Genomic DNA, 24,432 nt, shown 5'->3' on the forward strand with positions numbered 1-24,432 from the left:
GAATGTTGATGGAGGGATGGCCTCGACGCCAGCATCACAGCGTCCATATTATCTTAGATCACTGGTACTCAGATAGGCAGCCCGTTCTGATGCGGAGCCGAGCTAAGTCTTGAACTGAAAACTATTCGCTGTTGCTCGTTCTCGTGCTTTTGTCTGCCCAGTCACGCGCAGTTACTCGCGCTTCCATATGGGCCGTGAGGGCGGCCGTCTCATCAGGCGAGAACCTGAGCCCTAGTTTTGAGCGGCGCCAGAGGACATCCTCTGGATTCCGTGCCCATTCCTGGTCCATCAGGTAGTTGACCTCGTTTTCTCCGAGGTCGGCTCCGAAGACTCTGCCGAGTTGCCCCTCCTGCCCCAGAATCTGCCGGGCTCGAGTCCCATAATTGCGAGCGAGACGGCGGATCGTCACATCAGGAACAGCAGGCGCGCCTTGCTTGAGTTGAGACACCAAGGTTCCGAAGCCCGAAACGGGGAAATCCCCGCCGGGCAGGGTTGCACCAGCCGTCCAAGCGGCTCCATGGGCGCCGAGCGCCTGTTCGATCTTCTCCAGGACGGATTCGGCCAAGCGCCGGTAAGTGGTGATCTTCCCGCCGAAGATGTTGACGATGGCGCCATCCTGGCCTGTCCCATCGACTTTGATAACGTAGTCCCGGGTTGCTTCCTGAGCCTTTGAGGCGCCGTCATCATAAAGGGGACGAACACCGGAATAGGTCCAGACCACATCGTCAGGCATGACGCCCCGCTCGAAATACTCGGAGGCTGCCTCGCACAGATAGACGATTTCCTCGCGCGAGATCTGCACCCTGTCGGGGCTCTCATTGAAGTCCCGGTCGGTTGTTCCGATCAGAGTGAAGTCGTCCTCGTAGGGAATGGCGAAGATGATGCGATTGTCCTTGTTCTGGAAGATATAGCATCGATCGTGATCGAACAGCTTTCGGACTACGATATGACTGCCCTGGACGAGCCGGACATGGCGGCGGTCGTTTTCACCGGCTGATTGGCGCAGCACCTGATCGACCCATGGCCCGGCGGCATTCACGACAAGCCTTGCCGTCACCTCACGGACCTGTCCTGTCTCCTGATCCGTCAGTTCGACTAGGAAGCCACCGTCACGGCGCTGGAGGCGCGTTACTTTCGTGCGGGTTAGGATCTCCGCGCCCTGGTCTGCGGCATCGCGCGCATTGAGGGCGACAAGCCGGGCATCCTGCACCCAGGCATCGGAGTATTCGAGCGCCTTGGCATATCCCCTGCGCAGGGGCTTCCCGGCGGGATCGCGCGTAAGATCCAAGGTGCGCGTCTTCGGAAGCAGCTTCCGGCCGCCGATGTGATCGTACAGGAACAGACCGAGGCGCAAGAGCCAAGCGGGCCTCAGTCCGCGATGATGAGGTAGAACGAAGCGCAGCGGCCAGATGATGTGAGGCGCCATCCTCCAGAGCACCTCGCGCTCCATCAGCGATTCCCGGACCAAGCGGATTTCATAATGCTCAAGATAACGCAGTCCGCCATGGATCAGCTTGGTGGAGGCCGACGACGTCCCACTGGCCAGATCCTGCATTTCGGCGAGAAGAACGCTGTAGCCGCGCCCGACCGCGTCACGGGCAATCCCGCAGCCGTTTATGCCGCCGCCGATCACCACGATGTCAAAGTCTGAATGAGACATAGCGCTCCTCTTCCATTGGGGCTCGGCCATCCTGCGTGGCCGGCGCCGAATTCAATGCCCTTGCCAGATCGTCCGCTGCACCGCGAGGCGCCAGCCGCCAAGGGCGCGCCCGCGCTCATCGTCTGCCATTGATGGCTCGAACCGGTGATCGGCTCGCCAACTGCCGGCAAACCCGTCGCTGTCCGGCCAGACGCCAGCGCCGCATCCTGCGAGCCAAGCCGCGCCAAGGGCCGTCGTCTCAAGGATGACGGGGCGGTCCACAGGGCTGTTCAGGATGTCGGCGAGCCGCTGCATCGTCCAGTCACTCGCCACCATGCCACCATCCACACGCAGAACCGTATCGGCTGCAGCCGACCAGTCCTGTCGCATGGCATCCAAAAGATCCCGCGTCTGGAAGCAGACGGATTCCAGCGCCGCCCGCGCAAGTTCGTTGGGGCCGGTGTTGCGTGTGAGGCCATAGAGCGCTCCGCGGGCATCGGGTTGCCACCACGGCGCTCCAAGACCGGTGAAGGCGGGAACGAGATAGACCTCCTGCTGCGGATCGGCCTGTGCCGCGAACGATCCGGATTGGTCCGCGCGCTGAAGAATGCCGAGTCCATCCCGCAGCCATTGGACTGCGGCACCAGCGATGAAAATTGAGCCTTCGAGGGCATAGGTTGTCCGGCCATTGATGCGGTAGGCGATGGTGCTCAGCAGACGGTTCTTCGAGGGCACTCGTTCATGCCCCGTATTGAGGAGGGCGAAGCAGCCGGTGCCATAGGTGGACTTCATCATCCCCGGTGTGAAACAGGCCTGACCCACGGTAGCTGCCTGCTGGTCGCCGGCCACGCCCCGAATGGGGATCGCCACGCCGAACAGACTCGGGTCCGTAGTGCCGAAATCCTCAATGCAGTCCCTGATCTCGGGCAGGATGGCCCGTGGCACTCGGAACAGACGCAGCATGTCCTCGTCCCACTCGCCTGTATCAATATTGCACAGCATCGTCCGCGAAGCATTGGTCGCGTCGGTCACGTGCCGCCGACCGCCAGTAAGGTGCCAGAGAAGCCAAGTGTCCACCGTGCCGAAGGCAAGCTCGCCATGTTCAGCGCGGGCCCGAGCCCCTTCGGCATTGTCCAGGATCCAGGCGATTTTCGTGGCGGAGAAATATGGATCGGCGAGAAGGCCTGTCCGATCCGTGATCAACGTCTCGGATCCATCGGCCTTCAGCGCGGCACAAAGATCCGCCGTACGCCGATCCTGCCAGACAATGGCATTATGAATGGCTTGCCCTGTCTGGCGATCCCAGAGAACCACAGTCTCGCGCTGGTTGGTGATGCCGATGGCGGCAATGTCCGAGGCGGACAATCCGGCATCCGCCAGGGCGGATCTCATGGTTTCCACAATCGTATGCCAGAGGTCCCGGGGATCGTGCTCGACCCAGCCAGGCTTTGGATAGTGCTGAGGGAACTCGCGCTGTGAAAGGCCGCGGATTCTGTAGGTGCCATTGAAGACAATGGCACGGGAAGACGTGGTGCCCTGATCGAGAGCCAGTACGAAGTCAGCCATGTGCTCCTCCTTCCATGATCCAGATCAGGGTCTTACAGCCCAGCGACGCAGGTGTATTTGAATTCGAGAAGGCTCTTGATGTCTTACTATCGGGCGCATTGGTCCACGCGCGGCCACGTCGCCCTGCCCTACCAACAGGGACAGGTCCTTCGGGTCCAGAACGCGGCCATCCACAGACTTCGCATGGATGGTCATCAGAGGACCCCGAAGAGGTGCATGAAGGCAGGCGCCCCGAGTGAGACGCCTGAGAGGAAAAGAAGAATGAATACCATGCGGCGCATCGTGGTCGACGACACCGGAGGCGGCCAGCGGCGGGCAGCATAGGTCGCCCCCATGACGGCCGGAATGGCAAGAAGGCCCGTAAGCGTGGATCCAGCCGGAAGATCGCCGGAGACCACTACGAGACCGATGCGGAACACGGCATTGAGCGCGAAGACGGTGACGAGGGTTTCCCGCACCGTCACCAGTGGCATGGGTTGGCGGTAGAAATGGTAGACCAGCGGCGGACCCGCCGTTGAGAACATTCCTCCCATCAATCCGGCAATCGCACCGAAGAAGAGGAACGACCCATCATTCGACTGCTTCGCTAGAGGCTCCGGCTTTCGTGCCAGCTGCAGGCTTGAGACTATAATGACGAAGCCGAGGATCAAGCGCAGGAGATCAGTACGCGTTCCGGCGAGCCATTCCAGCAGCCAGTACCCAACGAAGAGCAGCGGGATGCTGGCGGCCATGACGAAGCCAAACTCCCGCCACGCGACATCGCGCCATCCTATCAGAAGCATCTGCGCAGCATTCACCAGCGTCAGCACGCTCACAATCATGGCGGCATCCGGCAGCGACAGCAGCCCAGTCAGCCCGACGCCACCCATGGTGATGAGCCCGAAGGCAAAGCCGGTCAGGGTCTGCGCATAGGCGGCGGCGCCCGTCAGCACAAGAAAGCCGATGAGCTCCGCAACCGACATGGCTCAGAGGTTCCTCAAACCCGCAAATAGTCCTGCGAATTCCGACGCGCTTCGGTAGAACACCGGCGGCTCGCCGAAGGGCGCGGGCACCGTGGCATCCTGCCCTCCGGCGAATGTCCTTCCGGACCACACATGGACCCACTCCGCCCCGATTGGAAGATAAGTAGTCCACTCGGTCGTACCTGCATGCCAGACAGGCGCGACGAGAAGGTCAGGACCATAGAGATAGGCGTCCTGGATCGTGTAGGCGCGGGTGTCGTCCTCGAAATGCAGGAAGAGCGGCCGCTGCACCGGCAGCCCTTGCGTGGAGGCGTCCGCCACAAGGAATTTCAGGTAAGGCACGAGATGCACATAAATCTGCGTCATCCGCGCGAAATGGGCCAGCACCTGCGGGTCCTGGTCGATCTGCAGGTTGTCGCGTGGGCGGTTGCCCTCATGGGTGCGCATGACCGGCGTGAAGGCTCCCATTTCGGCCCAGCGCATGATGAGCTCCATCGTGCGTACATTGCCGAAGAGGCTGGTATAACCGCCGATATCCGAATGATGGTAGGCATTCCCGAGGAGCCCCGACGAGAGCGCGCCGGAGATGACGGTTACGAGACCATCGTGGCGGGTGAAGTCGACCGACTGATCGCCCGCCCAGAGCAGAGGGCAGTGCTTCTGGATGCCCGTGAACCCGGCGCGCATGAAGAACAGGCTCTCGCCCGTCTTTCCCCTGCTCTCGACGGCGCGAGCATTCACCTCGGCCCAGAGCGTCGGCCAAGCATTATGCATGACCTTGGCATCGATGCCGTTGGCGAGCTTCACATCGATGGGAAGATACTCGCCGAAATCGGCCATCCAGCCGGAGAGCCCATAGTCGATCATGTTCTGACCGATGACCCGATCGGCGAACCAGGCGGCGGCCTCCGGGTTCGTGAAGTCGACGACACCGCAATCAAACTCGCCGAAATCGACAAGAGCTGTATCCCCGCTCCCATTCATCGCAAAATAGCCTGCAGCCTCCGCCTCCGGGAACAGGGAGCCGTCGACCGCGAGGTAGGGATTCACATAACCGAGAAAGCGGATGCCGCGATCCTCAAGCTCCGAAATGCGCTGGCGTAGCGCCGGATAGCGATCGTCATTCGCCTTCCAGTCCCAGAAGAGACGCGCGCCGAAAGAGGTGTGGCGCAGCCCCACCCAATCCTCGCACCAGAGGCCAGAGACCTTCGTGCCAGCCGCGATGATGCGCTCGAGCCGCTCAAAGGAACTGGCACCGTCCTTGAGCCCGATGATCGCTCCGCCATAGACCCATTCCGGCAGAGGCGGCTGGCGGCCGAAGCGCTCGGCCATGGCCTTTACGAGCGCGACGAACGTCGGCCGAACGGTGAGTTCGATGCGTTCCGGAACGGCCCAGATCTCGATCTCATGAAAGCTGTCGCGGCGGAAATCGAAGGCTGAATAAGCGGTCGTCTCCACGTGCAGCGCGTAGCGCCGCGATGAAAGATAGGTCGGCTGCGGATAGTTGGTGTTCCAGTAATCGCCGCCCGACTTGCCGGCGACATCCGCCTTGAAGGTGATCTCCGTGGTCTTGTCGCGGCCAACGCCGGGCTCGGAGGTCCAGAGGGGGAAGCGCCGGCCCCGCATGTCGAAATACGACATCTGCTCGCCGCCGCCCCAGACGTGCTCCCCCTCCTCCCCCGTGACGCGGATCCAGAGCCGGTTGATGGCGGCATCGTCGGTTCGGAACGTGATGACGCCGTTCTGCTCTTCGCCCGACACCTGCAGAGTCAGGCGGGCCGATTGGCCCGGTGCCGCGGAGAAGGCGATCTCGGAACCGGACACGACCGCATGCGCCAGCGGCGTGCGTTCGATGACATAATCCTCGATGTCGAAATTGCCGCGATACATGTCCATGCGTGCATCGCCCTGTCCGACGAAGAGGCAGGGAGCATCGCTGCGGTGGCACAGGATCAGCCTGCCGTCGAGAACGAGGTCGAAACCGTTGGAGGTGGTCTGAATCTTCATGGACTGTCTCAATTCTGCGTCAGGCCAGCATCGACGATGAAGTTCGCCCCCGTGCAGCCGCCGCTCTCGTCAGATGCAAGGAAGAGCGCCATCCTGGCGACATGACTGGCATCGAGCCGGAACTTCAGAGCCTGGAGGTCCAGGAACTGCTGGTTTGATTCCGGCGTCAACCAGAGCTTCTTCTGCCGCTCGGTGAGGATCGCGCCCGGCACGATGCAGTTCACCCGGATGCCGGCCGGCCCCAACTCGCGGGCCAGCGTGCGCGTCATCCCGTTGATCGCCGCCTTGGCGGTAGTGTAGCCCACCATGCCGGGACGCCCACGCATCCAGGAGATGGAACCGAGCATGATGATCGAACCAGCGCCCCGAGCAGCCATGCCTTTTGAGACCGCCTGCGTTGCAAAGAACTGGTGATCGAGGTTGAGCGCCAGCGCGCTCCGCCAGTAGTCAGGCTCCACCTCTGTGATGTCGTGCCGGTCATCCTTGCCGGCATTGTTGACGAGAACGTCCACAGCGCCATGCTCATCCTCGATCTGGAACAGTGCCTCGCGGAGAGCTGGAATATCGGTGACATCGCAGACATAGAAGCTAGCGCTCGTTGCCCCCGCCAGGGCCTCGCCCGCGTCCCTTGCAATGTCAATAAACGAGACGCGCGCGCCTTGAGCGACAAAGGCCTTGACCATCGCCTCGCCGATCCCGGAGGCACCGCCGGTGACGACGACTGATCGGTCAGCAAGGGAGCGATATTGGACGGTTGTATAATCGAACGACATGGCAATGCAGCCTTAAGCGGAGAAATCGAACTTGTATTCGGGCAGTCCCGGCACTTCGACCGGCATAGCGAAAAGGCTGCCGGAATGCGGATAGATCCTGAGCTCATCCTCGGAACAACCCGTACGGGCGGATGTCACGTACAGGGTTTTCAGATCTGGGCCGCCGAAGCAGACCATGGTGGGGCAGCGAGCCGGAACGGGATATTCGGCCAACAGGCGTCCTTCCGGCGAATAGCGCTGGATCCGTCCGCCATCGAACAGGGCGGTCCAGTAGCAGCCTTCGGCATCCACCGCAGCGCCATCGGGACGTCCGCGATCGGTTTTGGTGGGCTGGAGACGCACGAACAGGGTCTTGTCTGTGGCCTGCCCGGTTGCGGGATCGTAGGCGTAGCGCCACACCGTGAAGGTGGGCGTGTCCGAGTGGTAAAGGGCACGGCCATCGGGCGAGAAGGCGACGCCGTTGGAGGTTAGAAGACCTGCGGCGAGTGTTTCCAGTCCACGGGAGTCGTACCGGTAAAGATGCGCCTTGCCGCCATCCTTGGGCTCATCGATTGTGCCAGCCAGGAAGCGTCCCACCGGATCGGTACGGCCGTCGTTGAACCGGCTTGTGCGCTGGTCCTCCGGATTGTCGGCGAGCTTTTGCGTACAGTTGCCGTCAGCGTCGAGCAGCCAGAGGCCCGAGCGGAAACCGGCGATGAAGCCGCCGCCTTTCCGGAGCCCGATGCACCCAATCTCCTCCGGCATCGCAAAGGTGCGATGCGCACCGGTTGCGAGGACAAAGCGGTGGAGGGCCCTGCCCTTGATGTCGACGAAGTAGAGCGCCTGCTCCTCGACGGACCACAGGGGACACTCTCCGAGTTCGGCCCGAACATCCAATGCGACCGTCAGGCTCACGACAGCACCTCCACTCCGAAGCGCGCCTGCGCCGTCAAGCGCTCGCCTGGTTTGAGAACTTTGAGGCCGTGACCCGCCACGTCGGGTCGGCTGATGGCGTCGTTCACGTGGCTCACAGGTTCGACGGCGAAAAAGTCACGCCCCGTGGGAGCGTACACCACGAGGTGACCGAAAAGCGGATCGGCCTCGATGGTCAAGGCGATCTTCTCCTGAACATAGGCGATGCGTGCCGTTCCATCCCAGCCCGCGAAGCAGTTGTCGAGACGCGGCTCGCCCAACTCGCGCATGGTCCGGTAGCTCCAATCATCTGGAACCGGGACGCTGTCCACTGGAAGCGAATCGTCGCCATTCGGGTAAACGCGCTTGGCCGCAAACTGCAGCCGAACCCCAGGGCGCTTGGGGAAGAACGGATGCAGCCCCAAACCGGCCGGCATGGCGCGATGATGCTCGTTCTCAAGCGATAATGTAATCGTCAATCCATCCGGGGACAGCTCGAAGAGCTGCTCGGCCCGGTAGGCGAAGGGCCAGCCCCTCGCCTCGTCACCAACCGGACGGTGGATGAGAACGAGACGGCAGCGTGCATCATCCGCTGCCGCCACCTGCCATGGCCTCTGCCAGGCGTTGCCGTGGATGGAATGCGGGTGATCGCCGAAGTTCAGCACCAGCCGATGCTCGAAACCCTCGAACGAGAAGCGCCCCTGCGCAATGCGATTGCTGTAGGGCATGAGCGGATAACAGCTGGTCTGCCGCACCAACCCATCGCGCAACGCCTGCTCGGGGGTCTCACGCATGAGCGCCACATTATCATGCCAGAAACCCGCGATGGCACCTCCGATGGACGGTGCCAGATCGAGCTTTAGAGTGCTACTCCTGAGCGTGACGATCAGGATAACCTCCTCAAGAATTCAGTAGGCCGCAGTAGGCGCCGCCGGAGCAGAGGCTGCCTCGCCCCTGAGAGCGCCGAGCCATTCGGAGGCACGGCTCGTCATCATGGCGATGTCGGAAGCCACCGCCACGTAGCTGTAGCCGTAGCCGATGAAGCGGCGCACCATGTCCGGATTAGGACCGACGATGCCCACCGGCTTGCCGGCTTCCTGCGCCACCCTGGCTGCCTTCTCGACCAGTGCCTGCACCTCTGCGTGCGCAATGTTGCCGATATGCCCCATGGCGGCGGCAAGGTCGCCGGGCCCAACGAACAAAGCATCGATCCCGGGAACAGCGGCGATCTCTGGCATCCGCTCGACCGCCTCCGGCGTTTCGAGCTGGACGATCACCGCGACCTGATCGTTGGCGCGATTGAGGTAATCCGCCGCGCGGCCGAACCGCGAGCCGCGGTGCACGGCGGCAACGCCGCGCACGCCCTCCGGAGGATACTTCGCGAACGAGACGGCCTGACGTGCCTCCTCGGCCGTCTGAACGAACGGCAGCATGATCGTCTGGGCGCCCGCATCGAGCACGCGCTTCACGAGCACCTGATCGTTCCAGGCAAGACGCACCACCGCATCGGCTGGTGTGCAGCCAATAGCGCGCAGGATATGAGCCAAATCCGATACCTCGATCGGCACGTGCTCCATATCGACGACGAGAAAATCGAAGCCGCTGTACCCCATGGCCTCAGCGGTAGCAGGGGCGGCCGCCATGAGCCAGGTGCCGAGCGGCGGGCGCGGCCCCTGCCCCTTTAGCCAGCCTTTGAAGCGGTTCTCGATGCTGATCATGACGAAACTTTCAGAAGATTGACGGCTCGGCCACGAGGCCGCGGGTGGACAGGAAGTCGAAGTCGCAGCCTTCGTCGGCCTGGGAGACGTGGCGCTGGTAGAGGGCTGCAAAGGAGCGCTCGTAGCGTAGCGCTCCTGGCTTCCACTCGGCGCGGCGGCGCTCCAACTCCTTATCGTCGACCTTCATGTCGAGGCGCCCTGCTTCCACGTCGAGCTCCACGAGGTCTCCCGTCTTCAGAAGCCCGAGGGGGCCGCCGACCGCCGCTTCTGGCGCCACATGCAGAATGCAGGTGCCGTAATGGGTGCCGCTCATGCGCCCGTCGCAGATGCGTACCATGTCGCGCGCGCCCTGCTTCAGGAGCTTTTTCGGAATCGGCAGGTTACCCCATTCCGGCATGCCCGGCGCGCCCACAGGGCCGGCATTGCGGAGCACGATGACCGTGTCCTCCGTGACATCGAGATCGGGGTCGTCGATGGTGCGGTTCATTTCGGCGGGGCTGTCGAAGACGAGCGCGGGTCCGACATGCTTGAGAAATTTCGGGTTGGCCGCCGAGGACTTCATGACGGCACCGTTGGGGGCCAGATTGCCGCGGAGCACGGCCAGGGTCTTGCCGCGCGAAAGCGGCACGACTGGGTTGTCCTCACCCCGGATGACCTCGTCGTTCCAGCACTCGGTCCCCGCGATGTTCTCACCGAGCGTCCTGCCGTTCACGGTCATGGCATCCTCGTCGAGATGACGCTCCAGTTTCTTGAGCAGCGCCAGTAGCCCGCCTGCGAAGTAGAAATCCTCCATCAGATATTCGCCTGATGGAAACAGATTGGCGCAGACCGGCACTCTGCCCGCCATATCGGACATGTCGTCGAGGGTGAGGTCGACCCCAGCCCGGCGCGCCATGGCGATCAGGTGAACGGCGGCGTTGGTCGATCCGCCGAGCGCCATATAGGCTACGAGCCCGTTGCGAAAGCTGCGCGCGTCGAGGAACTGTGAGGGCTTCCAGTCCTCCCAGATCATCGCGATGATGCGCTCCCCGCAGGCCGAGGCCATGCGCGGATGGCCACTGTCGGCGGCTGGAATGGAGGATGCCCCGGGAAGCGTCAGTCCCATGGCGTCCACAATCGACGTCATGGTGGAGGCCGTGCCCATGGTGTTGCAGGTGCCGATGGAGCGGGTCATCCGGCTCTCAAGATCGACCCAATCGTCCTGCGTGATGTTGCCGGCGCGAAGTTCGTCCCAGTACTTCTTCGTGTGGGTGCCAGCGCCGGTCTTATGCCCGCGCCAATGTCCGTTCGACATGGGCCCAGCCGGGCAGTAGATGACGGGAATGTCCATGCTGATCGCTCCCATGAGGAGGCCGGGCGTGGACTTGTCGCAGCCGCCCAGGAGGATGGCGCCATCAATGGGATGGGAACGCAGGAGTTCCTCCACCTCCATGGCGAGGAAGTTGCGGTAGAGCATGGTGGTGGGCTTCACCATCACCTCGCCGACCGACAAAGCCGGCAGCTCCACCGGATATCCGCCCGCCTGCCAGACGCCGCGCTTCACGGCCTCAGCACGGTCGCGCAGGTGCGAGTGGCAAGGGCTGAGCTCGCTCCAGGTGTTGACGACGGCTACGACCGGCTTTCCAAGGAACTCCTCTCGACGCAAGCCCATCTGCTGGGTGCGCTGGCGATGCGCGAATCCGCGCATGTCGTCGGATGCGAACCAGCGCTGGCTCCGCAGCTCCCCGATCATTCGGCGTGTCATTACAATAATCCCTTATCCCATGATGCCGCCGGAGGTCAGGCCGGACACGACGCGCTCCTGGAAGACCACGATCAGTACCGCGACGGGGATGCTCTCGATTACTGACCACCTCAATGGCGAGCGCCAGTCGGCGTGGTCTCGATAACGTCGCGGTGGCACTCAACATCGTTGAGCGACCACGCCTCACCCGGCGGGACATGATGGAGCGCGGATACAATATCCGTAGCTCCTGCCTGACGAACCGCATCAAGTGTTACCGGATCATTGGGGCCGAACCATCGCCAAGCTTGTCTCATGGATCACGTCCTTCCTGCAGTTCGAGAGCCGATGTGATACTGTCTCAGCCTTGGAACGCCGGAGCGCCCTGCGCGACCTTAATGGATCCCTCCGGCGCTTCGATCCGGATCGGCACGTCGACGGCGACCGCACGAACCGAGACCGTGTCGAAAGCTGGCCGGTAGGAACCGACGGAGTTGAGAGATAGAACTAGGTTCTTATCGCTTCGCCGCAGCTGGAAGCGGAGCTCCAGCCGGCCGTCGCCCTGCCAGTCCGATGTATCTCCGTCATCCTCAAAGAGATATGCATCGGCAACGTCTTGCGGAGCACCGAAGATAATCAACTCGCGCTGCGTGTCGGCGCTCGGATTGATCCCATCGGTTTGCCGGGTCACCGGAATGATGGCACCGCATCGGACGAAAACAGGCAGGCGGCCGAGAGGTGCTGGGACCGTGATCGTCTGTCGCCCATCAAAGTGGCGTCCGTCGTGGAAGTCGAACCATCCGCCCGGATGCTCTGGCAGGTAAACCTTTCGGTCCGTTGCCCCCTCCTCAAGAACGGGCGCCACCAGAATGTCTGGCCCCAGCATAAAGCTGTCCTGGATATCAAGGGCTGCACGATCATCGGGGAAACTATAAAACAACGGACGCACGACTGGCTCGTTCTCACGTGAGGCCCACCACATCTGTGTGTAGAGGTAGGGCATCAGCCGGTAACGCAGCGTGATGGCACCACGAACCTGAGGAATGACGCTCTCGTGCATCCACGGCAGGTTGACGATGCCAGTGTCCTTCCAGGAGTTCATGACGAAGCGTGGCCAGAGAGAGCAGAATTCCACGAAACGGCAGAACAGCTCCGCATTCGGACTTGGTCCATGGAATCCGCCGACGTCGTGCCCAATGTTGAACATGCCAGACAGGCTCATGTTGAGCCCTTGGGTCAGGTTGAATCGAAGAGTTTTCCAGGCTGTCTCGTTGTCGCCTGACCACGTCTGGGCATAGCGCCACAGGCCTGCCGCCCCACCACGCGTGACCGCATAGGGCCGTTTCCCGGGTGCGTAAGCGGCCTGCGCCTCGAAGGATAGCTTCGTCATGAGAAGCGGCTGCGCCGCCCGCGCCAAGGTCTGTGGGAAGGGACGCCCATCGCCATTGCACATGGCGTCCTCGTCCCAGATCTCGTACTCGTTGTTGTCGTTCCAGACTGAGACGACACCATAGTCGAGCAGTGCGGTCTGAATTCCATCCCGCCACCAGGCGCGCCCATCAGGGTTCGTGAAGTCGACGTGGAAGCCAAGACCATCCCAGAACTGCGCTACGGCCGGCTGACTCGTCGCGCCATCCATAACGAGAATGCCCTGCTCCCGTGCCTCGTTCAGGCGGGGATGGTCATCCAGAAGGCAGGGCTTGAGGTTGGTGACTGGCTGCTTGCCGGCTTCCTTCAGCCGGCGCATGGTGCCTGCCGGGTCGGGAAACTTGTCGCGGTTCCAGTTGAATGCGTAGCGGCGGTGCCCAATGGATGTGTAGCCGGAGCCGAAATGAAAGCTGTCGCAGGGGATCTGGTGGTAGCGGCACTTCTCAATAAAGTCCGTGATCCTCGCATCGGCATCCGGCGCGTCCGTGATTGTCATCGTCGTGGTGGCGAAGCCGAGCGTCCATTTCGGCGCAAAGGCTTGACCGCCAGTCAGCCAGGAAAAGCGCCGCACTACATCTGGCACGCCGGGTCCCGCGACGACGTAGAAATCAAGGTCACCATCCTGCGCGCTGTAGGATCGGAAGAGCCCATGATAATTGTCAATCGTGCAGCCTAGATCCATTTCGCCAACGGCAAGATTGTCATAGTAGACGCCATGCGCGCCCGCCAGGCCGTCTACAACGAGGAATGGAATCATTTTGTAGAGCGGATCACTCAGCTCCGCATCGAAGCCGCATGGATCCACCGCGTCGATCTTGAAGCGGCGGCCCGTGTGATCGAGGGGGCCTGCCTTGTCGCCGACGCCGTAATGGCGATCGTGCTGGTCGCGCGCCATAACATGTTGAATCGCGCCGGTCTTGCGCGACAGGAAATAGGCTTGGGTCGGCCGATCCCGCAGGAAGGGACGATCGTCGCCAAGTCGGTACCACGCGATGCCAAAGGGGGACAAAGTGACCACGGCCTTCAGCCCAGCGCCTTCGAGCTGGACGCTACCATCCTGCTCCGTGACGGAGGCGTCAGGGCAGGTGAATCCTTCTGTGGAGTCACGCAGGCGCCCCTCAAAAGAAGGCTCCACACCGCCGGGCGCGACGCTCCAGCTGCGGTCGAGGCGATAGCCGCCGTCGCGCTTCATGAAAACTCGGCCGATATCCTGCTCCAGGATGCCCACGCGCAGTTCCGTATTCCAGCCGAGGTCGAACACGGCCCAAATTCCGTCGCGGCCGCAATAGCGGCCCTCCGTCAACGCTTTCATTCAAATTGTCTCCTCAGCAGTATCAGCGAATGCGGATTGCGTTTCCGTCCGCGTCGAAAAGGTGAAGCGCCTCGCGCTTGAGGCGCAGTCCAACCCTATGGTTCCGGTCGTATCGGGCCTGTCCATCCTGGCGCACGGTCAGCTCCGGCAGGCCGGGAGCCGATCCGTACAGGTAAGTTTCGCCTCCGAGCTGCTCCACCAGGTTGACCGTTATGGTAAGATCCGCCTGGTTCTCGTCTACGACATCAATGTGCTCGGGGCGCGCACCCAGCGTGATGTTGCCTCCCGAGGCGGCCTGACCGGTCGAGGGTACAGAAATCGGTCGCGTGTCGTTCCCAATAACGACCTGTCCGGAACCCGCTAGCCGCGCTGGAAGCAGGTTCATGCGGGGCGATCCAATAAAGCCCGCCACGAAGAGATTGGCCGGATGGTTGTAGACTTCGAGTGGTGTTCCAACCTGCTCAATGCGTCCAGCCCGCAGCACCACGATACGGTCTGCCAGGGTCATGGCCTCGACCTGATCGTGCGTGACGTAGATCATGGTGCCGCCGATCTCCCCGTGCAGGGCGGCAAGCTCCTTGCGCGTGGCGACGCGCAGTTCTGCATCGAGGTTGGACAGAGGCTCGTCAAACAGGAAGATTTTGGGATCGCGCACGATCGCACGGCCGATCGCGACGCGCTGGCGCTGCCCGCCCGAGAGAGCTTTCGGTTTGCGATCGAGGTAGTCGGTCAGCTGCAGCATCTGGGCCGCCCGGCGGACGCGCTGATCGATCTCTGTCCGGTTCAGACTCATGTTCTCCAAAGCGAAGGCCATGTTCTTGTACACGCTCATGTGCGGGTAGAGCGCATAGGACTGGAACACCATCGCAAGGCCTCGATCAGAGGCGGCAACGTTCGTTACGCTCTGTCCGTCGATCCGAATTTCGCCGCCGCTGACCTGCTCGAGACCAGCAATGATGCGCAAAAGCGTGGACTTCCCGCAGCCTGAGGGACCGACAAACACCACGAACTCGCCATCAGCGATCGCAAGATCGACCCCATGAATGATTGTGGCGGCGCCGTAGGATTTCTTGATGTCGATGAGCTTCAGCTCTGCCATGGTCCAACCAATCCAATTATTTCATCCCGGTGTTGGCGATACCGGTGGTGATGAAGCGTTGCAGGAACACAAAGACGATCGCGACTGGAGTCAGGGTCATCACGGTCATCGCAAGGAGATACTGCCACTGCGTCTGCAGCTCGCCCTGGAAGGCGTTGAGGCCGATCTGCAGCGTGTAGGACTCCGTCTTTGTCAGGACGGCGAGTGGCCAGAGAAACTCGTTCCAGCGCCACATGATCGAGAAGATGGTCAGAACCGCGAGCGCCGGCAGGGTCAAAGGCATCACGATGCGCCAATAGATCTGCCACTCCGATGCCTTGTCCATACGGGCCGCTTCAATGAGATCGCGCGGCAGGGTTAGCATGTACTGACGCAGGAGGAATACGCCCGTCGGTGTCGCTGCGCCCGGTAATATCACGGCCCAAAGAGAGTTGACCAAGCCGAGCTTCGTCACCACCAGGTAGACTGGCACCAGAATGATGGTGATCGGAATCATGAGGGTGCCGATCACCATCAGCATGGCGGCGTTCTTACCCTTGAATTCATAGATCGAGAGGGCATACGCCGCCATGGAGTTGATCAGAAGCGTGATCAGGGTTGCGACTACCGTCACAAAAACCGAATTCGCAAGGAACTGTGGGAAGGCGAAGCGCTCCAGCGGTTCGGTGTAGTTTTCCGTCGCGAGCGCAAATTGACGCACAGGTACACGCTTGTCGATGGGCACCCTGAGCTGCCGGCCCGAGTTGGCCGGATCAATCATCTGGGCTTGAATGCCGACGCGGCGAACCTGCGCGAGCTCCCGCGTGGTTCCGTCCTCCATAGTCACCGTGAAGAGCGGCAGCGGCTGCGGGTAACCAGGCACCGTTATCTCCTTCTGCGACATCGGCAGAAGGGAGGGCGGAAACTCCAGAAGGCTGGCTTGCGTCTTGAACGACGATAGAATCAGCCACAGCACCGGACCGAACATCAGGAGCACGCCGAGCAGCAGATACGCGTAGGCTGCGATGTCGGTCCAGTGCCAACCTTTGGGATTGCGACGGGCAGTGACGAGATGAGCAAAGTTCATGACGGCCTCACGAGGACTTGCGTTGCGTGAAGGCGAGCTGTGCCAGTGTCAGGGCGAAGAGCACGATGCCGAGCACTACGGAGGCCGCCGCCGCAAGACCGAAATTTTGAACCTGGTTCGAGAATGCCGTCTCGTAGATGTACTGCACAACCATGAGGGTGGATGTGCCCGGACCGCCTCCAGTCAGCACGAACACCTCGTCGAACGTTTGTACGGCGCGGATCAGGGACAGCACGATCACAACGATCAGGTTGGGCCAGAGTAGCGGCAGGGTGAGGCGCCAGAACACACGCCAGCGAGGTGTCGCATCCATTTCAGCGGCCTCGTAGATATCGGACGGAATGGCCTGAAGTCCCGCCAGGAGGATGAGGGTGTAGAATCCCATATGGGCCCAGACCGATACGAAGATGGCCCAGAACATGGCCCAGCCAGGCTCGGTCAAAAAGAGGATCCTGTCCCCGCCGAAGCCAGTGATGGCGGCGTTCAAAAGGCCATCGCGCTGCAAAATCCATTTCCAGATCAGCGCCACCACAACCGGCGACAGCAGGACGGGAAAGAAATAAACTGCGCGGAAGAAGCCGCGGCCGCGGATCTTCATGTTGAGCACGACGGCGGTCAGGAGCGACAGCCCCACCATCGCAAGAACCTGAAACAGAGAGAAGAAGAGCGTGTTGTAGACGCCGCGCCAGAAATGGTCCTCACGGCAGGTGTTCGGATCCACATAGGACCCGCAGTCGAACAGATACGAATACTGGTCAGCCGCGACGTAAGGGCGCTCTGACGGAAACAGTGCAGGACCGCCAGTGACCGAATAGACAAAGTTGATGGCGATCGGCACGAACACGAAAAGGCCGAAGAACACAAGGTTCGGCAGCAGGAAGACATAAGGCATCCGCCTCTCGCCAATGAGGCGCTGCAGGCCCGTCATTGGCCAATCGACGATCCGAGAGACCAATTTCAGGACGGGGTTGGTTCCGCGTGATCGGGCCAGGCCACCTGCCGGAGCCGGCGATGTCACCGGAGATGTCTTTGACGTGAGGGTCATGGTGTCTTCAGCCAGAGAGAGAATGCCCCGGGCGAGGTTACCCGGGGCAGGTTTCGGGCTTTACTGCTTGGTGCGCTCAGCAATCTGCTGCTGCACATCCGACTCGATGCGCTGGTAGGCCTCGTCCAGCGAGGCCTCTCCGGCGATTGCTTGGCCAAGCCGGCTGATCACCGCGTTGAAGATCACACGGTTGTGGACGTAGCCCTGAAGCTTGTTGGCAACCGGAGAGAGCTGCGACACGCCTTCGTTGAAGACTTTCAGCGCTGCCTTGCCCTGTGGTGAGGCGCTCTTGTACTCAAGACCTTTTTTCGCGATACCCATATGGCCCGGCACAAAGAGTGAGCGATCATAAAATTCTGCCGCAACCTGCTCGCTAGCGAGATATTCCATGAGGCGAGCGACTTCTTTCGGATGCTGGGTGGTCTTGATGGCCACGAGTGCGGCGCCGCCCGGCATGCCGGAGCAGTTGGCGGGCCCGCACGGCGTCGGAACCGCCACCCAGTCGAATGCGTCGCCGATCGTCTTGTCAAACTGCCCAATCTGCCAGGAGCCCGACTCGTACATCACAACCTGGGCGTTCTTGAACTCGTCATTGGCACCGCGGTAGGCGGTGCCCGCGACCGAACCCCAGAGCTCCTTCGACATCACGCCATTCTTGTGCCAGTCGAAAACGATCTGCGCTCCTCGCTTGAATCCTTCGTCCACAATGGCGGGTTCGCCCTTCTCGTTAAACAGCTTCGCACCTTGCGTGATGGCAAGGCTGAAGAACCGGTGGCCAGACCGGTCGATGGCGATCGGGAACGGCGCCTGTACCTTTGCAGCAACATCCTTCGCAGCTTTGGCCCACTCCTCCCAGGTCGCCTTCGGACCGGGCATGGGAACATTGGCCTGCTCGAACAGGGTCTTGTTCACGAAAGGACCCGTTAGGGTGAGCTGGGTCATGAACCCTGGGATCGAGGTCGTCTCGCCCGGGACCCGCATCCATTCGAGGAAGGGCCCGAAGTTAGTCTCGAAATAAGCCGGGTCCTTCAGATGAGGACGCAGATCCAGCATGTAGCGGGCCACGCCTCCAAGATCGGCGACACGCGCGAGGTCCGGCCCCTGTCCTGCCGCGAGCTGCACGGGCAGATTCTCATTGATGGCTTTGAACGGAACCTGATCGAGAACGATCTTGATGTCTTTGTTCTGCCCCTCAAAGCGGCGCAGGAGGTCGGACATGACCTCGCCTTCGTTGCCGTCCGAGTACCAAGTCATCCGCAGCGTCGTCTGAGCTTGAGCATTGCCAATTCCAAGGCTTACCGCGAATAGGGCGCAGCCAAGGAGCATCGTTGTACTCTTCATTGTTTCCTCCGTTTTATATTCTCGTTGAACGCCGAGATTGGCCCGGATCTGTGGCGCCATAGGGGCATCAGATCTCATCAAAGATGTCTCTAGTTGTCAGCTGCATCCTCCAGACGGAGGAATTTGCTGAAACCTGCATCGGCGCCACTTTACTTAAGTCGTGCATCAGTCAGTGACTGCTTGCCGGCGGCGTGTTGGCCATGGCGCAAATCCACCGCTGCAGTCCTGAAGCCAATCTTGCCAGCGGACTTTGGCAAACGTTTGCCTAAACTGTCTATCGTCCTTTAGTCTAGGGGGCCTGCCTAGAGCATCAGAGGTCTCGACAGGGGGTGCAAATGTCGTGAACAAGGTGGCATGAACAAGCAGCGACCCTTCGGGCAAGAACCAGTTTCACTAGCAACGGTAGCGGCTCAGGCGGGCGTATCCGTTGCTACTGTGTCACGCATTGTGAACGGCGAAACCCGCCGAGCATCCGCCGAGACCGTCGAGCGGGTTCAGAAGCTTGTGGCGGCGCTCGGCTACCGACCCAACCGTGTGGGCCGAACGTTGCGCAGACGAGAAAGCTGCATTGTTGCGATGTTATCACCCAACCTCGACAACCCAGCTATGGCGGCCATCGCGGCGTCGGTCGAGGCGGCTTTGCGCTCGGCAGGTTACGTCATGATCCTGTGCGACACCCATGACCGAGCAGATCTTCAGGACGAATACCTGCACGTGATGCGATCACAGGTCGTCCAGGGATACATCGTCGTTAATCCAGTGCGCAGCGAAGCGCTGTCGGCGTCGATTGCCCGGGGTGATCCTATTGTGTTCGTTGGACGCCGGAACCCTGACGGAGGGGGCGCCTTCGTGGGAATTGATAACCGACGTGCCGGAGCGGATGCGGCCGACCACCTTTGGGCACGAGAGATCAGGGATCTTGCGGTCATCCATCCTACTCAAGGATCATCGGCGACACGCGATCGTGTGCACGGGTTCATCACACGCCTTAGGGAGCTTGGCTTATCGGATGGAGAGGTCCGGCAGGCTGAGGCGCCAGGCCTGTCGCATCTTGAGGTTGGCTATGCCGCGGCTCAGAGGCTCGTTGATGGGCACCCATGGCCCCAGGGGCTGTTCTGCCCGAGCGATCTTATGGCTTATGGCGCTTACCGCCTTGCTTTTGAAACTGGCGTCCGGATCCCTGAAGACTGCAGAATCGTCGGCGTTGATGACAACAAGCTCAACGCCTGGATTGCGCCCTGGCTGACCTCCGTCCACATCCCGTATACAGATTTTGGCACCGAGGTTGTGGATCAGTTGCAAGCCCTGTGGGATGGCGAGCAACCGTCCGAACAGCTTCTGCCGCATAAGCTCATTGTCCGCTAGTCCAATAGAGGAGCGCGGTAGAGCCACACGACATGCCGGATGATCTCAATGGGAACTCGCGGCGAGCATAGCAAATGGGTTGCATTGTCATGTCCTACCGCGCCTCGGCTCAGCCCGTTAGCCATTTCCGCGACAACGCCAGCTCACCAGGATTCCCGGAGCGGCAAGAATCAATTCAATCTCACGCAAGCTCAGGCTGAAGCAGTGGATACAAGCAGGTCTGTTGGGCAAAGTCCGCTGCCGGAGCGGTCAACTGCGCCAGCTCCGGCCCAGACAGGGCGTTGCGCCAGGCGCGGCGGGCCAGGGGACTTTCCACCTTCAGACGAACAGCGTGGTGTCGCGATCCTCAAGCCGCGAGCGTGCGTCGGTATAGGCAGCATTCGGGCGCTTCTCGATGGCAGCGAGAAGGGTGTTACAGTCCACGGGACGATCAGGGTGCGCCAACGGTCTATTGTCTGCGGTTTCGCAAAAAACATCGCAGTCCCGTGCCGGACCGAGCGCAGAGGCGATCCGCTTTGCCTCTTCCCGCAGGAGATCGAAGTCCGAGCAGCGCAGAGCTCGCTTGAACGTCGCCAGCGCCGCCCGCATGCGACACAGGGCAACCCGCATGTGATGGATGGTACTCGGATTCTCTGCTTCCCTGATCGCGGCCCAGTTGGCTACGAAATGCAGCAGCGTGTTTGAGAGCACCGCCTGCACCGCGGCATCAAGTGTTGCCCCTGATGCGAACTGGATCGGGGTGGCTTTGACGGCGGCGGATGTCGCTCGAGACATGGCTTGGAAGCCGTGCTCGGCTTTGCTGACAAAGTCGAGCCGCAGTGCCAGTTCGTCAGCAAGGCTGATCGCTAGGTCGTACAAAGCGGGCTCATCGCCCGATTTCAGCACCAGTTCGATTTCAGTCAGCGGCACTCTCTGATTGGCGACGACATTGATCCCGTCGTCAAAAGCCACTTCGATCTAGGACCGGCCTCGCTCGACCAGGATCGTCCGTCGATGATAGTCGTCTCGAACTGCGCTGCGAGAGGGCGATCCCCAACAAGAGCGCTCAGCTCGATCGCCGTGGCCTCGTCGAACAGCGACAGGTCTGGCTGCATGTCTGGCATATGGACCTCGACTTCCTTGCGGGGCAACAGATCATCATAAGCTTGAGCCACTTTGACGCCAAGGATCGGCTTCGCCCGCCCCGTTCTGCGGATGCGGAGAACGATCCCGTTCTTGCGCAGATCTCCCGATGCGGTGTCGAAATAGGCCGAGCACACAGTCTCGGTGCAGGGCGCTGACACCACGGCCAGAACCTGCGACGCCTGTGCTCGCATGAGACCGTCGCGATCCGTTCTGAACTTGATCTCGATGTCCTGACGACCGGAATTCGCTGTGGGTGTCTCGACGATCGGCACGCTTGGGATCGCGCTTGCAGGCTTGATCATGCAACCATTCCGGTATCGACGGTGGTGCATCCTAATCAAATCGGAAGAAGGGATCAGACCAGTCTCTCCGTTTATTCATCCTTAAGATCGAGCGCGCAGCCTGTCGTCTGACTGTTACAGATGCGGGGTATGTGGTCCCATGCTCGCCCGGAAACGAAAGCTGCGTCAGGTCGGTGCGCTCCCGCTGCTCGTCAATGCGGATGGCGGGGTCGAAGTGTTTCTCGTGACCGCACGAGGCAGCGGGCGCTGGATCATTCCCAAGGGCAATCTCATTCCCGGTCTCGCTCCGCATGAAGCGGCCACCCAAGAAGCCCGAGAAGAAGCCGGCCTGATCGGCTTGGCCGAGTCCCATTGCATCGGGACGTTCGAGTTCAGCCGTCGCCGCCGCGGCCGCGACACGACCTGCCTCGTGGATGTCGACCTGCTCATGGTCAAGCTTCAGATGCGCAAATGGGCCGAGGCGGCCCAGCGTTCGGTGCTTCGGTGCAACGTGGAGACGGCGCTGTCGCTGGTGGGATCCTCAAGCCTTGCGTTCCTGATTGAGCAGCATCTATCGCCGCAAGTTCAGTCAGGGCGTTTGGGACCGTCGGACCAGGCGAGCGTTTCGCAGTGGTCCTACGCTGGACAGCCGTGACCTGCCCTCGTCCAGATCAACAGCTCAGTGGGGAAGACCGTCAAGCGCGCCAGAAGGGTTCGAGTGATGCAAGCGTCTGATACTGCGCCTTCGCATCAGCCAGTAAGCCGTCGATCCTGGATAGCTGCTCCTGATGGATCGTGTCGGCGGCCGGCGAAGCCTCCATCTGGGAGCCCACGGCAATGTCGTTGAGCTCTCCGAGGGTCTCCTGGACGGCTTCAAGCGTGCTCAAGGCGGCCCGTTTCCTCTTCTTGGCGCCACCTCCTTTGAACAGGCTCTCGAAGAACTCCGTCGCATAGCGAAGCTTCTTGATCGCGATCCGCACCTGGTGGCGTTCTTCCGAGTCCAGATCCACAAGGTTCCTTCCCTGCTTGATGATCTTCTTCCAGCGTCGGCCGAGTTCCTCCTCGGCTAGCATCGTGATCGGTTGGCTACGCCGCTTACGAGAAGGTTTGCTCTCATCGAGGAGCCACCCCCCGGCCTGGATCCATGCAGCTGTCTCCAAAACTCCGTTGATGAAGCGGGCTGAAGCAACGGTCTCCTGAACCACCTCGTAGGCGCGGTCACGTCGTTCCTGGTAGTCAGCCAGGAGATCCTGATAGCCTTGGTCGCTGCTGTGCTCGTCCCGTGCTGGCTCAAGGACCTTGGTGATGTAGACATCCAAGTCGCGTGCCTCCCCCAGTACATTGGCCATCCACTTGAGCTCGGCCCCAATCGCGTCCCGCCGCTCGTCCTCAACAACGCTCTTGAACAGGGTGATGGCGGCCCGAAGCCGCCGCAGGGCAACCCGCATTTGGTGGACAGCATCAGCCTCGGGCGCGCGCCGGACAATGGCCTCATTGGCCATCAGATGCTGCAGGCAGGACGCACCGACACGCTGAAACGCGGCGGCGCTCGTCATCTTGCGCTTGAGGACCACAGGAGGTGCTTTGACGCGTGCCGGCTGTTCGTCAGTGACCGCCTCGAAGCCGCGCTCGGCCTTGGTCTTGAAGCTCAGGCGCAGGGGCGTTGCCGTTGAGAGTGCCAGAGCGAGCTGAAACAGGTCTGCCGGAGCGCCATCCTTGAGCTCGAGTTCAACCTCAGAGAAGGAGACTGTTCGTTCGTTCCCCTCAACCTTGCTGTTGTCGGCAGCAAGCTCAATAAGCGAGTTCTCAAAGGTGACGTTGTGTAGGGTTCGCGCGGTGGTCACACGGAAGACGGGCTGGATCGAGGCGCTTGGCTTCAGGAATGGTTTGAGGGCGGTATCCTCCACAAGAGCGTAATTTGGGCTGTCGCCATTGACCTCGTGTTCCCACTCGTTCCGAGCCAGGGCGACACCATCGGGTGGACGAGCGGCTTTGATCGTCTGGATGTACTGGTCGCCATTGCGCCTGACCCGCAGCGAGATCCCGGCCTGCTGTAGCGCGTGATCCGGTGTATCATAGTAGGTCGCGTGGAGGGTCTGCTTTTGGGAGCCATCCGCTCGTTCGCACAGGAGCGGATGAGCCAACACCTTCTCAAGCTCAGCAGGCGCGACCTCCAGCTTCAGCTCGATTTCCTGGGGAGGGCTGGGCTTAGCTGGCATGGGGCGCCTCAAGTACTATCCTTTGAGTTCGGAACGCGAGGCTATCATAGCGGTTCCCCGACTAGGGGAGCCGGTGAGCCATGTTCTTGCAGAGAGTCATTCGTCGTGTGCTCAAACCGTACCAGCAGTTTGGAGCTCTGCCGTTCACGTGGAGTTCCAGTGGCTCTCTGAAAGTAATGCTCGTGACGACACGCGGTCGCAAGCGCTGGATGATCCCGAAGGGCTGGCCCATCCCTGGGCTTGAGCCGCACGAGAGTGCAGCGCGTGAGGCCTTCGAAGAAGCCGGTTTAGTTGGATATGTGGATCCAAAAGCCGTAGGGTCATTCCGGTACGACAAGCGCCTGGGTCCTGGACGGCAGGTCAGGTGCACTGTGGAGGTCTTCCCGTTCCACGTGGACCATCAGAGGCCCCACTGGCTCGAGAAGGGGGAGCGGGAGACGCGGTGGTTGAGCACTAAGAAAGCAGCCAGCCTGGTTTCCCAGCCGGAGCTAAAGAGGATAATCCTTAGCTTTAACCCGAACCGCCATTCCTCGGACGAGGCGCAGAACAGGTCCTTGAACGCAGGTCCGGATCATGGGACCGGTAGCTGAGGTTCAAACCTCTCGCCCTAGTGCTCTACTTATTCTGGTCCAACTCGCGTTTGCCGAGCGCTCTGGGGTGGAGCCCCGAACGGCCTTGCCACGGCCCGACAAACTCGGATTGGTCATGAAATACTTATGAGCATTGAACGGTTCCTCGCCCTTGGCGGGAACGATTATCACCCGCAGGGATGCTGACGAGTGCTCCGCGGTGACGCGCCCCAAGAGTATTTCATCGCCGAATTCAGGGTCGGCATGCCGCTCAATGGATTCGATCAACTACAGGTCGATAAT

At 61.2% G+C, this 24,432-nt stretch carries 20 protein-coding genes and 2 pseudogenes; 3 read left to right on the forward strand and 19 right to left on the reverse strand.

The genetic code is table 11. The annotated features are described in order from the left end of the window. Positions 1–121: 121 nt before the first annotated feature. The 16 genes and pseudogenes from glpD to DRB19_RS00330 form a co-directional block, all read right to left on the reverse strand. Entirely contained in the window at positions 122–1,660 is a 1,539-nt protein-coding gene (glpD, locus tag DRB19_RS00265) for a glycerol-3-phosphate dehydrogenase (RefSeq protein ID WP_114184023.1), read from the reverse strand. A 51-nt stretch (positions 1,661–1,711) separates the two neighbouring features. Continuing rightward, positions 1,712–3,205, reverse strand: coding sequence for a glycerol kinase GlpK (glpK, locus tag DRB19_RS00270; RefSeq protein ID WP_114184024.1), 1,494 nt, complete (start codon positions 3,203–3,205; stop codon positions 1,712–1,714). 194 nt (positions 3,206–3,399) lie between these two features. Continuing rightward, positions 3,400–4,167 carry a sulfite exporter TauE/SafE family protein gene (locus DRB19_RS00275; protein ID WP_114184025.1) on the reverse strand — a complete coding sequence of 256 codons (768 nt, stop codon included), beginning with the start codon at positions 4,165–4,167 and terminating at the stop codon, positions 3,400–3,402. Positions 4,168–4,170: 3 nt separating this feature from the next. Further along, a complete protein-coding gene (locus tag DRB19_RS00280; protein WP_114184026.1) occupies positions 4,171–6,174 on the reverse strand; it encodes an alpha-glucosidase in 2,004 nt (667 codons plus the stop codon). A gap of 8 nt (positions 6,175–6,182) precedes the next feature. Further along, positions 6,183–6,947 (reverse strand): SDR family NAD(P)-dependent oxidoreductase, encoded by a 765-nt coding sequence (locus DRB19_RS00285; protein WP_114184027.1) that lies wholly within the window; start codon positions 6,945–6,947, stop codon positions 6,183–6,185. Positions 6,948–6,959: 12 nt separating this feature from the next. After that, positions 6,960–7,841: an SMP-30/gluconolactonase/LRE family protein gene (locus DRB19_RS00290; RefSeq protein ID WP_114184028.1), complete on the reverse strand. Its 882-nt coding sequence runs from the start codon at positions 7,839–7,841 to the stop codon at positions 6,960–6,962. Continuing rightward, a complete protein-coding gene (locus DRB19_RS00295) occupies positions 7,838–8,746 on the reverse strand; it encodes an aldose 1-epimerase (RefSeq protein WP_114184029.1) in 909 nt (302 codons plus the stop codon). The genes DRB19_RS00290 and DRB19_RS00295 overlap by 4 nt, the downstream gene beginning before the upstream one ends. Continuing rightward, the gene (locus tag DRB19_RS00300) at positions 8,747–9,556 is read right to left on the reverse strand and encodes an HpcH/HpaI aldolase family protein (RefSeq protein WP_114184030.1); all 810 of its coding nucleotides are present in this window, start codon (positions 9,554–9,556) and stop codon (positions 8,747–8,749) included. A 10-nt stretch (positions 9,557–9,566) separates the two neighbouring features. Next, complete coding sequence (araD, locus tag DRB19_RS00305) at positions 9,567–11,300, reverse strand: L-arabinonate dehydratase (protein ID WP_114184031.1); 1,734 nt, start codon at positions 11,298–11,300, stop codon at positions 9,567–9,569. A 12-nt stretch (positions 11,301–11,312) separates the two neighbouring features. Beyond that, positions 11,313–11,402 (reverse strand): annotated as a pseudogene (locus tag DRB19_RS30940) (carbohydrate ABC transporter permease); the annotation flags it as partial. Continuing rightward, positions 11,379–11,596, reverse strand: a pseudogene (locus tag DRB19_RS30660) (mannonate dehydratase); the annotation flags it as partial. The pseudogenes DRB19_RS30940 and DRB19_RS30660, both read right to left, overlap by 24 nt. A 44-nt stretch (positions 11,597–11,640) precedes the next feature. Beyond that, entirely contained in the window at positions 11,641–14,019 is a 2,379-nt protein-coding gene (locus DRB19_RS00310; protein WP_114184032.1) for a glycoside hydrolase family 31 protein, read from the reverse strand. Positions 14,020–14,041: 22 nt separating this feature from the next. Further along, positions 14,042–15,118, reverse strand: a complete 1,077-nt coding sequence (locus DRB19_RS00315) for an ABC transporter ATP-binding protein (protein WP_114184033.1) — start codon at positions 15,116–15,118, stop codon at positions 14,042–14,044. Between the two features lie 16 nt (positions 15,119–15,134). Next, a complete protein-coding gene (locus DRB19_RS00320) occupies positions 15,135–16,184 on the reverse strand; it encodes a carbohydrate ABC transporter permease (RefSeq protein WP_114184034.1) in 1,050 nt (349 codons plus the stop codon). A 7-nt stretch (positions 16,185–16,191) separates the two neighbouring features. Then, on the reverse strand, positions 16,192–17,229 hold the full coding sequence (locus tag DRB19_RS00325; RefSeq protein ID WP_174799932.1) for a carbohydrate ABC transporter permease: 1,038 nt from the start codon (positions 17,227–17,229) through the stop codon (positions 16,192–16,194). 60 nt (positions 17,230–17,289) lie between these two features. After that, positions 17,290–18,570, reverse strand: a complete 1,281-nt coding sequence (locus tag DRB19_RS00330; RefSeq protein WP_114184198.1) for an ABC transporter substrate-binding protein — start codon at positions 18,568–18,570, stop codon at positions 17,290–17,292. Between the two features lie 354 nt (positions 18,571–18,924). Here DRB19_RS00330 and DRB19_RS00335 point away from each other — a divergent pair, with 354 nt between their 5' ends. Next, positions 18,925–19,935 carry a LacI family DNA-binding transcriptional regulator gene (locus DRB19_RS00335; protein WP_114184035.1) on the forward strand — a complete coding sequence of 337 codons (1,011 nt, stop codon included), beginning with the start codon at positions 18,925–18,927 and terminating at the stop codon, positions 19,933–19,935. Between the two features lie 318 nt (positions 19,936–20,253). On the opposite strand, the gene DRB19_RS00340 is transcribed toward DRB19_RS00335, so the two are convergent. Both DRB19_RS00340 and DRB19_RS00345 read right to left on the reverse strand, forming a co-directional pair. Beyond that, positions 20,254–20,886 (reverse strand): CYTH and CHAD domain-containing protein, encoded by a 633-nt coding sequence (locus DRB19_RS00340; protein WP_162815540.1) that lies wholly within the window; start codon positions 20,884–20,886, stop codon positions 20,254–20,256. Beyond that, the gene (locus DRB19_RS00345) at positions 20,835–21,362 is read right to left on the reverse strand and encodes a CYTH domain-containing protein (RefSeq protein ID WP_162815541.1); all 528 of its coding nucleotides are present in this window, start codon (positions 21,360–21,362) and stop codon (positions 20,835–20,837) included. The genes DRB19_RS00340 and DRB19_RS00345 overlap by 52 nt, the downstream gene beginning before the upstream one ends. Positions 21,363–21,501: 139 nt before the next feature. On the opposite strand from DRB19_RS00345, the gene DRB19_RS00350 reads away from it, so the two are divergent. Continuing rightward, complete coding sequence (locus tag DRB19_RS00350; RefSeq protein ID WP_114184038.1) at positions 21,502–21,996, forward strand: NUDIX hydrolase; 495 nt, start codon at positions 21,502–21,504, stop codon at positions 21,994–21,996. 40 nt (positions 21,997–22,036) lie between these two features. Here DRB19_RS00350 and DRB19_RS00355 read toward each other — a convergent pair whose 3' ends face one another. Further along, a complete protein-coding gene (locus DRB19_RS00355) occupies positions 22,037–23,560 on the reverse strand; it encodes a CYTH and CHAD domain-containing protein (protein WP_114184039.1) in 1,524 nt (507 codons plus the stop codon). 176 nt (positions 23,561–23,736) lie between these two features. Here DRB19_RS00355 and DRB19_RS00360 point away from each other — a divergent pair, with 176 nt between their 5' ends. Continuing rightward, a complete protein-coding gene (locus tag DRB19_RS00360; RefSeq protein WP_276330587.1) occupies positions 23,737–24,150 on the forward strand; it encodes an NUDIX hydrolase in 414 nt (137 codons plus the stop codon). Positions 24,151–24,432: the final 282 nt, after the last annotated feature.

The sequence above is a fragment of the Microvirga aerophila genome (genome assembly GCF_003332305.1).
GTDB lineage: Bacteria > Pseudomonadota > Alphaproteobacteria > Rhizobiales > Beijerinckiaceae > Microvirga > Microvirga aerophila.

What these genes read in the sequence shown, in the direction of transcription:
- glpD (WP_114184023.1), bottom strand. Translation starts at nt 1,660, where the DNA reads ATGTCTCATTCAGACTTTGACATCGTGGTGATCGGCGGCGGCATAAAC.
- glpK (WP_114184024.1), bottom strand. Translation starts at nt 3,205, where the DNA reads ATGGCTGACTTCGTACTGGCTCTCGATCAGGGCACCACGTCTTCCCGT.
- DRB19_RS00275 (WP_114184025.1), bottom strand. Translation starts at nt 4,167, where the DNA reads ATGTCGGTTGCGGAGCTCATCGGCTTTCTTGTGCTGACGGGCGCCGCC.
- DRB19_RS00280 (WP_114184026.1), bottom strand. Translation starts at nt 6,174, where the DNA reads ATGAAGATTCAGACCACCTCCAACGGTTTCGACCTCGTTCTCGACGGC.
- DRB19_RS00285 (WP_114184027.1), bottom strand. Translation starts at nt 6,947, where the DNA reads ATGTCGTTCGATTATACAACCGTCCAATATCGCTCCCTTGCTGACCGA.
- DRB19_RS00300 (WP_114184030.1), bottom strand. Translation starts at nt 9,556, where the DNA reads ATGATCAGCATCGAGAACCGCTTCAAAGGCTGGCTAAAGGGGCAGGGG.
- araD (WP_114184031.1), bottom strand. Translation starts at nt 11,300, where the DNA reads ATGACACGCCGAATGATCGGGGAGCTGCGGAGCCAGCGCTGGTTCGCA.
- DRB19_RS00310 (WP_114184032.1), bottom strand. Translation starts at nt 14,019, where the DNA reads ATGAAAGCGTTGACGGAGGGCCGCTATTGCGGCCGCGACGGAATTTGG.
- DRB19_RS00315 (WP_114184033.1), bottom strand. Translation starts at nt 15,118, where the DNA reads ATGGCAGAGCTGAAGCTCATCGACATCAAGAAATCCTACGGCGCCGCC.
- DRB19_RS00320 (WP_114184034.1), bottom strand. Translation starts at nt 16,184, where the DNA reads ATGAACTTTGCTCATCTCGTCACTGCCCGTCGCAATCCCAAAGGTTGG.
- DRB19_RS00325 (WP_174799932.1), bottom strand. Translation starts at nt 17,229, where the DNA reads ATGACCCTCACGTCAAAGACATCTCCGGTGACATCGCCGGCTCCGGCA.
- DRB19_RS00330 (WP_114184198.1), bottom strand. Translation starts at nt 18,570, where the DNA reads ATGAAGAGTACAACGATGCTCCTTGGCTGCGCCCTATTCGCGGTAAGC.
- DRB19_RS00335 (WP_114184035.1), top strand. Translation starts at nt 18,925, where the DNA reads ATGAACAAGCAGCGACCCTTCGGGCAAGAACCAGTTTCACTAGCAACG.
- DRB19_RS00345 (WP_162815541.1), bottom strand. Translation starts at nt 21,362, where the DNA reads ATGATCAAGCCTGCAAGCGCGATCCCAAGCGTGCCGATCGTCGAGACA.
- DRB19_RS00350 (WP_114184038.1), top strand. Translation starts at nt 21,502, where the DNA reads ATGCTCGCCCGGAAACGAAAGCTGCGTCAGGTCGGTGCGCTCCCGCTG.
- DRB19_RS00355 (WP_114184039.1), bottom strand. Translation starts at nt 23,560, where the DNA reads ATGCCAGCTAAGCCCAGCCCTCCCCAGGAAATCGAGCTGAAGCTGGAG.
- DRB19_RS00360 (WP_276330587.1), top strand. Translation starts at nt 23,737, where the DNA reads ATGCTCGTGACGACACGCGGTCGCAAGCGCTGGATGATCCCGAAGGGC.